The sequence below is a fragment of the Pseudomonas rhizosphaerae genome (genome assembly GCF_000761155.1).
Lineage (GTDB): Bacteria > Pseudomonadota > Gammaproteobacteria > Pseudomonadales > Pseudomonadaceae > Aquipseudomonas > Aquipseudomonas rhizosphaerae.
Genome location: NZ_CP009533.1, coordinates 2,621,941 through 2,637,334 on the forward strand (window position 1 = coordinate 2,621,941; position 15,394 = coordinate 2,637,334).

Below are 15,394 nucleotides of genomic sequence, written 5' to 3' on the forward strand. Positions count from 1 at the left end.
CATGAGTGCTGTGATCAAACAACAACAGGCCGTGCAGGCCGGCGACACCCTGGTCAGCCTGCGCGGCTTGAACCGTCATTACGGCGATTTCGCCGCGGTGGACAACATCGACCTGGACATCAAGGACGGTGAATTCCTGACGTTCCTGGGCTCCAGCGGCTCGGGCAAGAGCACCACGCTGTCGATGCTGGCAGGCTTCGAGACGCCCAGTTCCGGCGAGATCCTGGTCGGTGGTCAGTCACTGGTGAACGTACCGCCGCACAAGCGTGGTATCGGCATGGTATTCCAGCGCTACTCGCTGTTTCCCCACCTGTCGGTACGCGACAACGTTGCCTTCCCTCTGGACATTCGCAAACTGGGCCGCGCCGAGCGTGACCGCAAGGTCGATGCGATGCTCAAGCTGGTGCAGCTCGAAGCGTTCGCCCACCGTCGACCTTCGCAACTGTCCGGTGGCCAGCAGCAGCGCGTGGCCATCGCCCGCGCGCTGGTCTACGAACCACGCATCCTGTTGATGGACGAGCCGCTGGGCGCCCTGGACAAGAAGCTGCGCGAAGATCTGCAGGACGAGCTGCGGCAGTTGCACAGGCGCCTGGGCATCACCATCGTCTACGTGACCCACGACCAGGAAGAAGCCATGCGCCTGTCGCAACGCATCGCCATCTTCAGCCACGGCAAGATCGTCGGCCTGGGCAGCGGCTACGACCTTTACCAGAACCCGCCCAATGCCTTCGTGGCATCGTTCCTGGGCAACTCCAACTTCCTCAAGCTGACCACCACCAGCAACGGTTCGGCCAGTTTCGAAGGCGCCAGCCTGGGCATGCGCCTGACCCCTGGTGCCAACGCGGGCCAGCAGGTGCTGTTGATGGTGCGCCCGGAGAAAGCCCAAGCCCTGAGCGTCGTACAAGCGGCAGAGCAACCCCTGCTGCCCGGCTGGAACCAGATCGCGGCCACCGTCACCGAGACCCTGTTCTTGGGTGAAAGCCAGACCTGCAGCGTGGTCACCAGCGGCGGCACGGCGATGACGGTCAAGGCCTTGTCAGCGGCCGGTATGCCCCTGCAGGCCGGTGAGCAGGTCCAGGTGCGCTGGGCAGCGGCAGACGCTTGCGTGTACACGCACTGGGAAGACGGCGACCTGAACAAGGCGGCCGGGACGCACTGATTTCTCGACGCGGACCGCAACCTCCGCGAAACGAAAGGCCCCGATTGATCGGGGCCTTTTCGCATCAGTGCGTGGGTACCTGTTCGAGCTACTTGGCGTATCCGGCCCGCAGCCGTTCGGCACGTTGCTGCTTGCGGGTCGCCAGACAGTAGAACAGCGGACAGGTGACCACGATGCCCACCAGCCAGGACAAGTCGGCGCCTTCGACCAGATGGGCGTAAGGCCCTACGTAGAGCGCAGTGTTGGCGAACGGCAGCTGCACGGCGATGCCACAGGCGTAGGCGATGATCGCGTGCCAGTTGAAGCGCCCGTATTGCCCGCCGTCGGCGGCGAAAATCGACTCGATGTCGTAGTCACCGTACTTGATCAGGTAGAAGTCGATCAGGTTGATCGAAGCCCACGGCACCAGTACCAGCAACAGGGCCAGGATCAAGCCGATGAAGTCCTGAATGAAGTCACCCGAAGCGCCCACCGCCACCAGGCAGCAGCCACTCAACACCAAGGCCGACAGCACGATGCGCACTTTCACGCTGGGCGTCCAGTGGGCAATGAACGTCTGCACCGCAGTGACGATGGCCAGTACCGCACCGTACAGGTTCAGAGCGTTGTGGCTGATGATGTTGAGCAGGAACAGCAGCATCAACAACGGCCCGAGGGCACCGGTGGCCTGTTCGACGGCCGTCATCGCCTCGGTACCGGGCGGGGTCGCGAGCACCACGACCGCGCCGAAACTGAACGACAGGATGGTCCCCAGGGTGGCGCCGGCGTAGGTGGCCCAGAACGGTTTGGCAATGCCGATATCACTGGGCAGGTAGCGGGAATAGTCCGACACATAGGGTGAAAAGCTGACCTGCCAGATCACGCCCAGGGACACCGTGGCGATGAACCCTGCCAGGGTGAACCCGCCTCGGGTAAGAAAGTCGACCGGCAGCGGCTGGCTGAACACGAACGCGGCCAGCAGCGCACCCCCCATGACCCAGGTGCCGATGCGGTTCAAGGTATGGATGAAGCGGTAGCCGAGCACGCCGATGGCAGTCGCCGCCAGGGCGCCGATCAGGCTGCCGACGGGCAGCGAGATCGGCTCGACCATGGCATGGATCGACTTGCCGGCCAGGACGATGTTGGAGATGAAGAAACCCACGTAGATCAGCGCGGCGAAGAACACGATCAACAGCGCGCCGAACCGGCCGAACTGTCCTCGACTCTGCACCATCTGCGGTATGCCCAGGCGCGGCCCCTGAGCCGAGGACAGGGCGATGACCACGCCACCCAGGCAATGCCCGAGCACAATGGCCAGCAGCCCCCAGGCGAGGTTGAGGTTGAAGACCTGGACCACCATGGCGCCGGTGACGATCGGCAGTGGCGCGATGTTGGTGCTGAACCACAGCGTGAACAGGTCCCGAGCCCGCCCATGGCGCTCGGTACGGGGAACCTGCTCGACGGTGTAGCTCTCGATCAAAGGGTCTTGCGATGAACGCTCGGACATGGTCTTTCACTCAAGGCTGTTGTTGTTCTTGTAGGAATCCGTCTCACAAAAAGTGAGCCGCTTCTGATGAACAAACCATATTACGGTATACCAAGAAAACGCAAGCGGATCGCTCGGCGAGGGCATTTCCAGGGCGTAACGGCGTGTGTATCTCGACACTGAAAATCAGGGTTGCACAACGATTTTTTTGGTATACCATCGACCAACAAATATTCGAATAAACGAGAGGTGCCTTTGATGATCGATGCCGAAATCTACAAACAAGTCATGGGCTCGTTTCCCTCTGGCGTGACCGTGATCACCACCCTTGACGATGACGGCCAACTGGTCGGCATGACCGCCAGCGCTTTCAGCTCCTTGTCGATCGATCCGGCCCTCGTGCTGTTCTGCCCCAATTACAAAGCCGACTCCTACCCCCACCTGATTCGCAGCAAGCGCTTCGCCATCCATCTGCTGGCCAGCGACCAGCAGGCCGAAGCCTATGCCTTCGCCAGCAAGGGCAAGAACAAGGCCGACGGCATCGAGTGGAGCCTGAGCGCGCTGGGCAATCCGGTACTCAAGAACGCCATCGCGGTCATCGAGTGCGAACTGTGGCGCGAATACGAAGGCGGTGATCACGCGATCATGGTCGGTGCGGTGAAGAACCTGCTGGTGCCCTGTGCCGCGCAAAGCCCGCTGGTCTACTGCCGCGGGAAGATGGGCGCCCTGCCCGCTTTCGCCTGACATTTCTCACGCTATTGAATGTCCAGGCCACGGCATGCCGTTGGCCGGGATGAATCACGGTCAACAGATCCGAGGTAGGCAAGATGAAATTTTCGCTGTTCGTGCACATGGAACGCTGGGACGAGAAAACCAGCCACCGCCAGCTTTTCGAAGACCTGACCGAACTGACCCTGATGGCCGAAAAAGGCGGGTTCAGCACGGTGTGGATTGGCGAGCACCACGCCATGGAATACACCATCTCCCCCAGCCCCATGCCGCTGCTGGCCTACCTGGCCGGCAAGACCACCACCATCCACCTGGGCGCCGGCACCATCATCGCGCCGTTCTGGCATCCGCTGCGGGTCGCCGGCGAATGCGCCCTGCTGGACGTGATCAGCAACGGCCGCATGGAGGTCGGCCTGGCCCGCGGCGCTTATCAGGTGGAGTTCGACCGCATGGCCGGTGGCATGCCGGCCAGCAGCGGTGGCAATGCCCTGCGCGAAATGGTGCCGGTGGTGCGCAAGCTGTGGGAAGGCGACTACGCCCATGACGGCGAGATCTGGAAATTCCCCACCTCCACCAGCGTGCCGAAACCGGTGAAGACGCCGCCCATGTGGATCGCCGCGCGCGACCCCGATTCGCACAACTTCGCCGTCGCCAACGGCTGCAACGTCATGGTCACGCCGCTGATGAAGGGTGACGAGGAAGTGGTCGATCTGAAGAACAAGTTCGAAGCGGCCCTGGCCAACAACCCGACCGTACCGCGGCCGCAGTTGATGGTGCTGCGTCATACACACGTTCATGGCAAGGACGACCCCGAAGGCTGGAAAGTCGGCGCCACGGCGATTTCGCGGTTCTACCGCACCTTCGATGCCTGGTTCGGCAACAAGACCACCCCGGTTAACGGCTTCCTGGAACCCAGCCCGGAATCCAAGTTCGCCGAGCGCCCTGAGTTCGAGCTGGAGAACATCCGCAAGAACACCATGATCGGCACCCCTGAGCAGATCATCGCGCGCATCCAGTACTACCAAGAACTGGGCGTCGACGAGTTCAGCTTCTGGTGCGACAACAGCCTGCCCCATGCCGAGAAAAAGAAGTCGCTGGAACTGTTCATCAACGAAGTGGTGCCGGCGTTTCAATAAGCTTGGCCAGCAGCGATAAAAAACCGGGCGCCAGCCCGGTTTTTCATGTGCGGCCAATACGTTCAGCCTTCGCGAGCAACCGGCGTCAACCTCAGCAGCTTGGCATCGACCCCATCGGTGAGCACGTAGATCGAGCCGTCCGGTGCCACCTTGACGTCACGCATGCGCTCGTCCAGTTCGCCCAGCAGCAGTTGCTGACCCACGATCTTCTGGCCGTCGCGCAGCACGCGGCGCACCGTGCGTTCCTTGAGCGCAGGCACCAGCAGGTCTCCCTGCCAGTCCGCAAACAGCGCGCCGCTGTAGACCGCCAGGCCGGACGGCGCAATCGAAGGCGTCCACTCCAGGAGCGCGTCGCGATATTCGGGGAGTTGCCGAAACGGCGTCACTGTCGCGAACGGGTAATCGATACCCGCCGTCACCACAGGCCATCCGTAGTTGCCGCCCGGGACGATATGGTTGATCTCGTCACCCCCTCGCGCACCGTGCTCGGTCACCAGCAGATCCCCTGTGGCCGGATCGACGGCGATGCCTTGGACGTTGCGATGGCCCAGGCTGTAGATCTCCGGCGCAACGCCAGGTCGCTGGATGAACGGGTTGTCCGCCGGCGGCCGACCCTCGCGGTCAAGCCTGACCACGGTGCCCAGATGATTGGCCAGATTCTGCGCTTCTTCGCGCCGCTCGCTGCCATCCCCCAGCGACAGCACCAGGGTGCCGTCACCCAGAAACGCCAGACGCCCACCGTTGTTGCCCACCCGCGCCTTGAGCGTGGAACTGAACAGCACGCGCACCTCTTCGATTCTGTCGTGCGCCCATTTGGCTCGCACCAGCTGCGTGCCGTTGGCCTTGGTATCGCCGTAGGCCATGGTCAGGTAGATCCAGCCGTTCTGCTCGAACTGCGGGTCCAGCGCTACCTCCATCAGCCCGGCGGTGCCGCCGCGCTGAAACAGCGGCGGCAGCCCATCCAGCCTGACGGGCGAAGAGGCACCATCGCGATCGATGACCAGCAATCGACCGCCCATCTCGGTGACCAGCGTGCGGCCGTCTGGCAGAAAGGCGATCGACCAAGGGCGGTTCAACCCTTTCGCAATCGTCTGGACCGCATAGCTTGCAGGGTCGACCACCGCTGGCTTGCTGCCAGCGCCTGGCGCCATGACGAAAAACAGCACGACAGGTGCGATCAAAAGCATCGCTACGGCCCCTGCACCACGCCAAAGGACGACTGCGCCGTTGGGTTTGCTCAACCGCGCATAGAGCGCTCCGCCCAAGCCACCTGTCAGCGACATCAGCACATGGCCCGCTGACGTCCTTGTGCCCGGTAGCGCCGGCATGGGAATCACCGAGCGCATCAGCCAGAACACGAAACCCAACCCACATACACCCGATACGATGAAGACGCACCTGCGCCCGGTCAACGGGCTGAATCGCAGCGCCAGGTGCCCGGCACCCACCGCGAGCACAAGCGCTCCGGCTGCGATGCCGGCCATGACCGGCCCGAACCGGGCGAGGTCTTCCAGAGTGGTCCAGACGCGAACGGACGCCGTGACCGGCGCCCCAAGGTCGACAAGCTCGCCCAGATTGAGCTGGGTCTGAACGATGCTGGCGATGGCGCCCGTTGCCAGGGCGGCAACGAGCAACGCTGTGAGATGCCGGGTGATCGCCGCCATTCGGCTCAGCCCGCAGTGCCCGGTGTTTTGCAACGGGTGTACTCCAATTGGTACAGCGTGGTGTCGAGCAGGCCAGGCTGGCTGTCCAGCAACTGCTGCAACTCTGCCACGCAGGCATTGCCGGCGTCACGCACATAATCGGCGGCACAGCCTTCGATGATGATGATCCAGGCAGGTATCTGCGTCCCTTCGGCCCGCGCCTTCTTCTCTGCTGTTTCGACCTTGCTGACAGCCTCGTCCGCTACGCAAAGGTGCACGCCAGTGATTCCCTGTCCATGGACAAACCCGGGAAGCACACGTTGGCGCAGAGCGTTCGACACGAGAGCATGGTGTTGCTCGATGACATCGAAGCGGATTGTCATCAGATACGCGCCCTGACCGACGCCATCGGAATAGGTCACGTCGCAGATGGAACGGGCGACGTTGCGATACGACTTCACCGATTGCTGCGTCCATGGCGTAGGCGTGTTGAGACGCGACAGGTAATCCTGCCCTCCCAGGACTTGCACGTTGTCCGCCTCATAAAGGTTGAAATAGGTCGGACCTGCCTCCAGCGCCAAGTACCGGCGGCCGCGCAGGAAACCTGGAATAGCGGCCCGCTCTGGCATGTGCTCCCGGTTATGCCACTCATAGAACTCATCGCGTGCCTCGGGCAAAAGATCGTGCCAGATCGCGACTACACCTGTTCCTGCAAAGCTCATAGCGGTTTACTCCAGCAGTGTTCAGTCAACATTGGGATGACGACCAGCGACCCATGCGCTGCCCATTTCGGCAACGTAGGGAACGACAGTCTGGAATTGCTCGCCCAGCCCCTGGCCGCCTACACGCATGGTGTCGCCTGCTTTGAGAAACACGGGCGGCTTCTGGCCAAGCCCTACACCCGGAGGAGTGCCTGTGATGATGACGTCACCCGCCATCAACGGCATGAAGCGACTGAGGTAGGCCACGATGTGTGCAACGCTGAAAATCATCGTGCGTGTGTTGCCGGTCTGCAGGCGCTTACCATTGACGTCGAGCCAGAGATCGAGGGTCTGCGGGTCGGAAATCTCGTCGCGGGTAACCAGCCACGGCCCGAGCGGCGCGAAGGAAAACCCGCTTTTGCCTTTGGTCCACTGGCCTTCGTATTCGAGCTGGTAGGCGCGCTCGGACACATCGTTGGCCAGGCAGTACCCCGCAACATGATCCAGGGCCTGGGACTCATCGATCTGCCAGGCAGGCGTACCGATGACGATGGCCAGTTCCACTTCCCAATCGAGTTTTTCCGCGCCCGTTGGCAGAATGACCGGATCATTGGGGCCGCTGATGGATGCCGTGTGCTTGTTGAAGACCACGGGTTGGCTTGGAATCGGCGTATTCGTCTCGGCAGCATGATCGGAATAATTGAGTCCGATGCAGATGAGGTTTGGAACGCTACCCACACACGGACCCAGCCGCGTACCAGGTGCCACCACTGGCAGTTTCTCGATCTCGATCGTGCGCAGTTTTTCCAGCACGACCGGCGTTATCGCCGAGGCGTCGATGTCATCGACGATGCCGGAAAGATCGCGGACGTGACCTTGTGAATCCAGGACACCCGGTTGTTCCTGCCCCGGCAAACCAAAACGGACTAAGCGCATTTGCTACTCCTCAAACGTTGAAAAATTGACAGACAACGAGCCTGCGTTACCGAACTGAACACACAGTGGTTGATTGATGGGCACATCGAGCACACCGGCGTAAGAACCAGTGATGATCACCTGCCCGGCTTGCAGCCCTATGCTCTGTGCAGAGAGGAAATTGGCCAGCCACACAATGGGCAACAACGGGTTCCCGTCCGGATGGCGGCCTTTGAGAGTGGCGCGATCTGCTGTTGCATCGTGCACAGTGATATTCAGCTCCGACGGCATGTCCGAGGCACGCACCGAGATCGATGGTCCGAGTACCAGGCCATGGTTGAACAGCCCATCGGCCAGCAGGTGCTCGAACGGCAGCGATTGCGGGTCCGTATAACGACAGTCGATGACTTCGAGGGCCAAGTGCACCGAGCCGATCGCCGCAACGATGTCCTGCGCTGTATAGGGCTCGCCACGGGCAGGCAAACCATCCGCCAGGACACAGGCCAATTCGGGTTCGATCCGCGCACCGGTGGCGTCGCCTGGCAGCCGGTATTGTCCATCCTCAACGATGGCGTCCTCGTAGAGGGGGGCCACGATCCACTTGCCCGAGGGTGGCAATGCACATTTCCAGCCGCCCACGAATTTGCCGGCCAAGGGCCCTACGCGTTGCTGAATGGCAAACCCCTGCGCAAGGGTAAGTGGCACGCTCGTCTCGGGCAGACACGCCAGGCGAACACCCTGCTGTCGAGCATGGGCCAGCGCCATGGCGGCCAATTCCAGCTCAGCTGTGACTTCGGCCACTGTCCCCAACGACAAGCTCATGCACGCTCCTTATGCACATTGTTATGACGGGGCCAGATCGTACCCAGCTTGTTGGCGGCATCCTTCAGCAGAGCGTGCAGCGCTTCATGTCGCTCGGGCTGCATGCGCATGACAGGGCCTGCAATGCTCATGGTGCCTACCACAGGGCCGGTCGGCACCAGTTTCACCGCGACGGCGATGGCCCAGACCCCGGCTTCGGCCTCTTCGACGACCAGGCCGTATCCACGCTGGCGCGTCACTGCCAGATCGGCCAGCAGTGATTCGATGCTGCTGATTGCCTTGGGCCCCTGCCCCGAGTGAGCGTCTGACTTGCCCAAACCACTTTGCAGGGCGAGTTCGATGGCCAATTCGTCAGGCATCGACGCCAGCCAGGCTTTGCCATTGGCAGTGGCGTAGAGATTGATCGGGCGATCCATCGCGGGTGAGTAGACCAACCCCGGTGCAGCCCCCTGCGCCGACGACAGCCAGGACAGCGTGCCTTCGTTGACTACCGTCAGCCGTACCAATTCGTGGCATTGGACAGCCACCTGTTCAATGATCGGCTGGACCAATTCAGGCAAGCCGATTCCGTGCAGGTAACGCTGACCCAGGAGTGCCAGTTTCAGCGTCAGGCGATAGTGCGACGTGGCCTCGTCCTGCTCTGCCCACCCTTGCTCGACCAACTGGGCGAGCACCCGATGTGCGGGCCCTTTTTCCAGGCCCAATTCAGCAGCGATATCCGACATCCGCATCCAGCGGGCTTCGCGAGCCAACAGCTCGATAGCCTCCAGACAGCGGTCGACAGCACCTTTGACGACTCTCATATTGTTCTCGACTGGTCTTTGACTTCACGGTGAATTTGATCGACATTATTCGTACTGGAACAGTGTTCCAATAGTATGCAGGCAGTGTTCGATAAGTCAAACCTACGCCGGACTGGTGCCCTTCGATGAAAACCGAGTCAAACACGCGGCTTGATCACCACTTCCCACCAGGCAATTGGCAGATGACCAGCCCAGCCCACCCGGTGTCGACGTGGCATCCAAGTGCCTGCGCCTTTCGCAACAAGCCGGGAGCCCGATCAATGTATTTCTCGATCGGCCGTCGCCTGCAAAAGCCCGCGAGCGGCAAGGTTGCGCATCATTGCCCCCAAGCCAAACGTCCAAGGCAGCGCTTCGTGGCTGTAGGTCACCGTGTTGCGCAGCACGCCGAGCAACGGACTGCCGATGCTGACCTCATCACCCCGTTTATGAGTGAATCCGCTACCCGGCTTGTCACGATCCTGGGTAGGTGCGAACAGCGTGCCGAGGAAAAGCATGAAGCCATCGGGGTATTGATGATCACCGTTGACGGTCTGAGCCACCAGATCCAAGGGATCCCGGCTGATCAATGCCATCGAGCTGCTGCCCTCGAGCACGAACCCGTCCACACCCCGAACATGCAGGTTGACGACACAGTTGCGAACGTCGTCGAGCGTGAAGGTCTCATCGAACAACCGGATGAAGGGACCGATGGCGCACGACGCGTTGTTATCCTTGGCTTTACTCAACAGCAGCGCACTGCGGCCCTCGAAATCGCGCAGGTTCACGTCGTTGCCCAAGGTGACGCCATGCACATCGCCACGGCTGTTCACCGCCAGGACGATTTCAGGCTCAGGATTGTTCCATTCGGACTTGTGGTGGATGCCGATATCGCTGCCACTGCCCACTGCCGCCAGAACGGGCGCCTTGGTGAATATCTCCGCATCCGGACCAATCCCCACTTCAAGGTACTGCGACCACATGCCTTGCTCGATCAGCACAGCCTTGAGACGCATGGCGGCCGGCGAGCCAGGTTCGATTGCACGCAGGTTGTCGCCTATCGCTTCTTGCACCAGCCGGCGCACGCCTTCAGCCGCGCCAGCGTCGCCCCGCGCCTGCTCCTCGATCACTCGCTCGATCATGCTCGATGCGAACGTCACGCCTGCGGCCTTGATGACCTGAAAATCGGCCGGCGGCAGCAGCGATGGCTTGGCAGGATCGAAATCGCCGCCTGTATTGGCCAGCAGCTCCTCGACCGTGCCGATGTACCTGCCGGTCGCTTTACGAACTGCCCACAGCGGCGAGTCCTGCTCCAGCAGCGCACTTACGGTGGAAAAGCTCGCAGAAAGATCGAACACGCCATCGTCACGCAGTACCACGGGCGAAGGTCCCGCTATTGCACCAGGGACCCAGGCACGGCCAATCAACGTTCCAGCCACGTCATCCGCAGGCAGAGTGTTTTGGCGCGTCAGTTTCAAATGTGCCATGGGCGGTTCCATTTCAGTCGGCTGTCAGAGCCGTGAAAGTAATGAACCCCGACCGAAAATCCCAATGACAGATTCTCACCAGTCAATGCTGTTTCGTTATCGATGGACAGAGGCCTATCCACATGCAAAGCGATCAAATCACTTTTGCCAGCGTCACCCGATGGCTGAAGATCAAACATTTGGTACTGGTCGATAGCTTGGCCAAGACCCGAAACATGCATCAAACCGCAGAGCAGATGAATGTTACGCAGCCAGCCATCAGCAAGTTGCTTCGTGATTTGGAAGAACTGCTTGGATTCCCGTTGTTCGAGCGACAGACGCGCAATCTGGTTCTGACGGAACTGGGCATATTCGTGGCCCGGTATGCGCGTATCACACTGGAAGACACCGAATCGTTCGTCGATCAAGTCAACAAACTGCGCAAGGGCGGGCATGGGCATTTGAAGATCGGCACCATCTTCGCTGCCACCTCATTGGTATTGCCCGAAGCCATCGCAAGCATCAAGCGCATACGCCCGCTGCTCTCCATCGAAGTGATCGAGCAAACCAGCAACCACTTGCTCGAAATGCTCGATCAGAAAAAGCTGGACTTGATCATTGCCCGCTTCACCCACGAAGACTGCCAGTCATTCGAGTTCACTGCGCTTGGGCCTGAGCCCTTTTGTCTGGTCGCCAACAACCGGCATCCGCTGTGCCAACTCGAAGAGGTGCCTACTGCAGCGCTGAGTGAATGGCCGTGGGTCATGTACCCCTTCAACACACCGATTCGGCGACGCATGGAACGGGCATTTGCCATGTTCAAGATCCCATCGCCGACCAACACGGTCGAGACCATCTCGATGCAGACCTTCCTGCAATTGCTTCAGTCAGGTCCGATGCTCGCGATGCTGCCTGAATCGATGGTGCAGTCGCAGCTGCAGAATGGGCAACTTCGGGTGCTCGACACCCCGTTCAGAGTCGAGTCTCAGGATTACGGCGTTATCACGCGAAAGGACGAACCGCTTTCCGAGCCGACGCAGACATTCATCAGCACGTTACTGGAGTTCGCCAGACAGAAACGCTTGGCTGCGGAAACGTGAGATCGGCGTGTTCGCGAAATGCACCGATGAGACAAAGTTATCGAGCAATCGAAAGCTCTCATTAGGCAGCCATTTCGCCAAATCCTATAGTGCCGGCACAAGAATGCGGCGCACACCCTGCGACCGCGCACTAGCCTGCAGCCCGTGAGGATGCGATGGAACTGATCATGAAAGTTGGCCCAGCCGCCGTGCTGCGCTTGAACCCACTGGACGATGTGCTGATTGCACGAAGACCGCTGGTTGCTGGCGAACTGCTCGAGCACGAAGGCGTAACGGTCCGTGAAGCGATCGTCGCGGGTCACAAAGTTGCTTCTCGACGCATCGAAGCTGGTCAGCCGGTCAGGCGTTATGGGCAGATCATAGGGTTTGCCGTCGCCGACATAGAGGCGGGCGAGCATGTTCATGTACACAACCTGGCGATGGGCGAATTCGCTCGCGACTACGCATTCGGCGTCGACGTGAAGCCCGATTCCGCACCCGGCGAAAGTCCTACGTTCATGGGGATCGTGCGCCCAGATGGGCGGGTCGCAACGCGAAACTACATTGGCATCCTTACCTCGGTGAACTGCTCGGCCACCGTCGCTCGGGCCGTGGCCGACCACTTCCGTCGGGACATCAACCCCGGCGCCCTGCAAGCGTACCCAAACGTGGACGCAGTCGTTGCCCTTACCCATTCGGCCGGCTGCGCGGTCGATCCTGCGGGCGACGGCCTGGCCATGCTGCGCCGGACACTGGCCGGCTACGCGACCCATCCCAACTTCGCGGCGGTTCTCGTCATCGGGCTGGGCTGCGAGACCAATCAGATCGATTCGTTGCTCTCTACCCAAGGGCTGACACGCAGCGACACCCTGCGCACGTTCAGTATCCAGGACACCGGCGGTACATCCAGGTCCATCTCCAGTGGCATCAGCCAGGTGAAAGAACTGCTGGCCGAAGCCAACCGCATTCACCGCGAACCGGTCAGTGCCCGACACCTTACCGTCGGGCTTCAATGCGGCGGCTCCGATGGTTATTCGGGGATCACGGCCAACCCAGCGCTGGGCAACGCGGTCGATCGTCTGGTGGCCTGTGGCGGCACTGCAATTCTCTCGGAAACCCCAGAAATCTATGGCGCCGAGCATTTGCTAACACGAAGGGCCGTCAGCCGCGAGGTGGGCGAAAAACTCATCGCTCGCATTCACTGGTGGGAGCGCTACTGCGAGCGGATGGGCGCCGAGCTGAACAATAACCCCTCTGCAGGCAACAAGGCAGGAGGCTTGACCACCATTCTGGAAAAGTCACTGGGGGCTGTCGCCAAGGCCGGCTCGAGCAACCTGACGGATGTCTATGAGTACGCCCAGGCGGTCACTGCCAAGGGCCTCGTGTTCATGGATACCCCTGGGTATGACCCGGTGTCCGCCACAGGTCAGGTGGCAGGCGGTGCCAACCTCATTGCCTTCACCACCGGCCGCGGATCGGCCTATGGCTGCGCGCCGGCTCCTTCCATCAAATTGGCGACCAACAGCGCCCTGTGGGCCCGTCAGCGTGAAGACATGGACATCAACTGTGGCGAGATTGCAGAGGACACCTTGACCATTTCAGCCTGCGGCGCCGCGATCTTCGAGGCAATGCTGCGCATCGCCTCAGGCGAACGCAGCATGAGCGAACAACATGGCTACGGACAAAACGAGTTCGTGCCGTGGCAAATCGGCGCCGTCACTTGAACCCTTGCCCACCCAACACTCGCATTTACAGCCTGGAGACCACGATGTCACTCATCACCGGCCATAATTTCATCGGCGGGCAACGTAGCGCTGCCGGCACTGTCATCGTCAAGAGCGTGGATGCCAGCACCGGAGAGGATCTGCCCTATGACTTCCAGCAGGCCACTGCGCAGGAAGTCGATGACGCCAGCCAGGCAGCCCACACGGCGTTTCTCGGTTACCGCACGCTGAGTGCACCGAGAAAAGCCGAATTTCTGGAGGCTATCGCTGAAGAGCTGGAGGCGCTGGACGATGAATTCATCGGGCTGGTTTGCCGTGAAACTGCGTTGCCGGCTGCACGTATCCAAGGCGAACGCGCACGTACCAGCGGGCAGATGCGCTTGTTTGCAGAGGTATTGCGACGGGGTGACTTCTACGGCGCTCGTATCGACCGGGCATTGCCGCTGCGCCAACCCCTGCCTCGTCCGGACCTTCGCCAATACCGCACTGCCATCGGCCCGGTCGCGGTGTTCGGAGCCAGCAACTTTCCGTTGGCGTTTTCTACTGCCGGCGGCGATACCGCTTCTGCACTCGCCGCCGGATGCCCGGTGGTATTCAAGGCGCACAGTGGTCATATGGCAACCGCCGAACAGGTCGCCAATGCGATCATCCGCGCTGCGCAGCGTACGGGCATGCCGGCTGGTGTCTTCAACATGATCTATGGCAGTGGCGTAGGGGAAGCGTTGGTGAAACACCCGCTCATCAAGGCCGTGGGCTTCACCGGTTCGCTCAAAGGCGGTCGCGCGCTGTGCGATATGGCCGCTGCGCGGCCCGAGCCCATTCCTGTCTTTGCCGAGATGTCGAGCATCAATCCGGTCGTGATCCTGCCCCGGGCGCTTTCGCTGCGGGCAGACAGCATTGCGACACAGCTCGCTGCATCGGTGGTTCAGGGGTGCGGGCAGTTCTGTACCAATCCAGGCTTGGTAGTCGGCATCCACTCGGATGCGTTTACAGCCTTTCAGGCCGAAGTGGCGCGCTTGATCGACGACCAGCCGGCGCAGACGATGCTCAATGCGGGCACCCTGCGCAGCTATGCAGCCGGCCTGCAGCACCTTCACGCCCATCCCGGCATCCATCATCTGGCTGGAAGTGATCAACAAGGGCGCCAAGCCCAGCCACAGCTGTTCAAGGCAGACGTGACCCTCTTGCTGGAAGGCGACAAGGTTCTGCAGGAGGAAGTCTTCGGCCCGAACTCGATTTTCATCGAGGTTGCCGACCCAGAGCAGTTGAACGCTGCAATCGCCGCGCTTCATGGTCAACTGACCGCGACCTTGATTGGTGAGCTCGAAGATCTGGAGACCTTTGCGCAGTTGACCCCACTGTTGGAAACCAAAGTCGGGCGCATTCTCGTCAATGGCTATCCCACAGGCGTGGAGGTCTGTGATGCGATGGTCCATGGCGGCCCTTATCCAGCGACCTCCGACAGTCGAGGCACCTCGGTCGGGACCTTGTCCATCGACCGCTTCTTACGCCCCGTGTGCTTCCAGAATTATCCAGATGCGTTGCTTCCCGACGCGCTCAAGAACGCCAACCCACTCAACATCACACGCCTCGTCGACGGCTGCCACACCCGTGACAGCGTGCGGATCCCCGACGCCTGAGCCCTGCCCCGGCTGTCCTGTAAAGCCCCTTTTTGCATAGACGAACACCGCACTGCAATAACCCTGTCGGCTCGGGAAGGATTCCTTGACAGCCGACGATTTCGCAGAACAAAATTACTGATGGAACGACGTTACA

At 61.0% G+C, this 15,394-nt stretch carries 13 protein-coding genes; 6 read left to right on the plus strand and 7 right to left on the minus strand.

Annotation, left to right across the window (positions count from 1 at the left end; translation table 11 throughout):
- Position 1 precedes the first annotated feature (1 nt).
- Positions 2-1,159, plus strand: a complete 1,158-nt coding sequence (locus LT40_RS11650; protein WP_043190228.1) for an ABC transporter ATP-binding protein — start codon at positions 2-4, stop codon at positions 1,157-1,159.
- A gap of 88 nt (positions 1,160-1,247) precedes the next feature.
- Here the strand turns inward: LT40_RS11650 and LT40_RS11655 are convergent, their stop codons facing one another.
- Positions 1,248-2,645: a purine-cytosine permease family protein gene (locus LT40_RS11655; RefSeq protein WP_043190232.1), complete on the minus strand. Its 1,398-nt coding sequence runs from the start codon at positions 2,643-2,645 to the stop codon at positions 1,248-1,250.
- A 237-nt stretch (positions 2,646-2,882) separates the two neighbouring features.
- Here LT40_RS11655 and LT40_RS11660 point away from each other — a divergent pair, with 237 nt between their 5' ends.
- Both LT40_RS11660 and LT40_RS11665 read left to right on the plus strand, forming a co-directional pair.
- Positions 2,883-3,368, plus strand: a complete 486-nt coding sequence (locus LT40_RS11660; RefSeq protein ID WP_043190235.1) for a flavin reductase family protein — start codon at positions 2,883-2,885, stop codon at positions 3,366-3,368.
- Between the two features lie 83 nt (positions 3,369-3,451).
- Positions 3,452-4,489 (plus strand): LLM class flavin-dependent oxidoreductase, encoded by a 1,038-nt coding sequence (locus LT40_RS11665; protein ID WP_043190236.1) that lies wholly within the window; start codon positions 3,452-3,454, stop codon positions 4,487-4,489.
- A 62-nt stretch (positions 4,490-4,551) separates the two neighbouring features.
- On the opposite strand, the gene LT40_RS11670 is transcribed toward LT40_RS11665, so the two are convergent.
- The 6 genes from LT40_RS11670 to LT40_RS11695 form a co-directional block, all read right to left on the minus strand.
- Entirely contained in the window at positions 4,552-6,153 is a 1,602-nt protein-coding gene (locus LT40_RS11670) for a PQQ-dependent sugar dehydrogenase (protein WP_043190237.1), read from the minus strand.
- 5 nt (positions 6,154-6,158) lie between these two features.
- A complete protein-coding gene (locus LT40_RS11675) occupies positions 6,159-6,854 on the minus strand; it encodes a DUF4286 family protein (protein WP_043190238.1) in 696 nt (231 codons plus the stop codon).
- Between the two features lie 21 nt (positions 6,855-6,875).
- Positions 6,876-7,769: a fumarylacetoacetate hydrolase family protein gene (locus LT40_RS11680; protein ID WP_043190240.1), complete on the minus strand. Its 894-nt coding sequence runs from the start codon at positions 7,767-7,769 to the stop codon at positions 6,876-6,878.
- A 3-nt stretch (positions 7,770-7,772) separates the two neighbouring features.
- Complete coding sequence (locus LT40_RS11685; protein WP_052393406.1) at positions 7,773-8,570, minus strand: 2-keto-4-pentenoate hydratase; 798 nt, start codon at positions 8,568-8,570, stop codon at positions 7,773-7,775.
- Positions 8,567-9,373, minus strand: coding sequence for an IclR family transcriptional regulator (locus tag LT40_RS11690; protein ID WP_043190243.1), 807 nt, complete (start codon positions 9,371-9,373; stop codon positions 8,567-8,569). The genes LT40_RS11685 and LT40_RS11690 overlap by 4 nt, the downstream gene beginning before the upstream one ends.
- A gap of 257 nt (positions 9,374-9,630) precedes the next feature.
- Positions 9,631-10,836 (minus strand): fumarylacetoacetate hydrolase family protein, encoded by a 1,206-nt coding sequence (locus tag LT40_RS11695; RefSeq protein ID WP_043190245.1) that lies wholly within the window; start codon positions 10,834-10,836, stop codon positions 9,631-9,633.
- A 122-nt stretch (positions 10,837-10,958) separates the two neighbouring features.
- Between LT40_RS11695 and LT40_RS11700 the strand changes: the two genes are divergently transcribed.
- The 3 genes from LT40_RS11700 to LT40_RS11710 all read left to right on the plus strand — a co-directional run bounded on the left by LT40_RS11700 (position 10,959) and on the right by LT40_RS11710 (position 15,258).
- The gene (locus tag LT40_RS11700; protein WP_043190247.1) at positions 10,959-11,915 is read left to right on the plus strand and encodes a LysR family transcriptional regulator; all 957 of its coding nucleotides are present in this window, start codon (positions 10,959-10,961) and stop codon (positions 11,913-11,915) included.
- Positions 11,916-12,070: 155 nt separating this feature from the next.
- Complete coding sequence (locus LT40_RS11705) at positions 12,071-13,618, plus strand: UxaA family hydrolase (RefSeq protein WP_043190251.1); 1,548 nt, start codon at positions 12,071-12,073, stop codon at positions 13,616-13,618.
- 44 nt (positions 13,619-13,662) lie between these two features.
- Positions 13,663-15,258, plus strand: coding sequence for an aldehyde dehydrogenase (NADP(+)) (locus tag LT40_RS11710; RefSeq protein WP_043190253.1), 1,596 nt, complete (start codon positions 13,663-13,665; stop codon positions 15,256-15,258).
- Positions 15,259-15,394 lie beyond the last annotated feature (136 nt).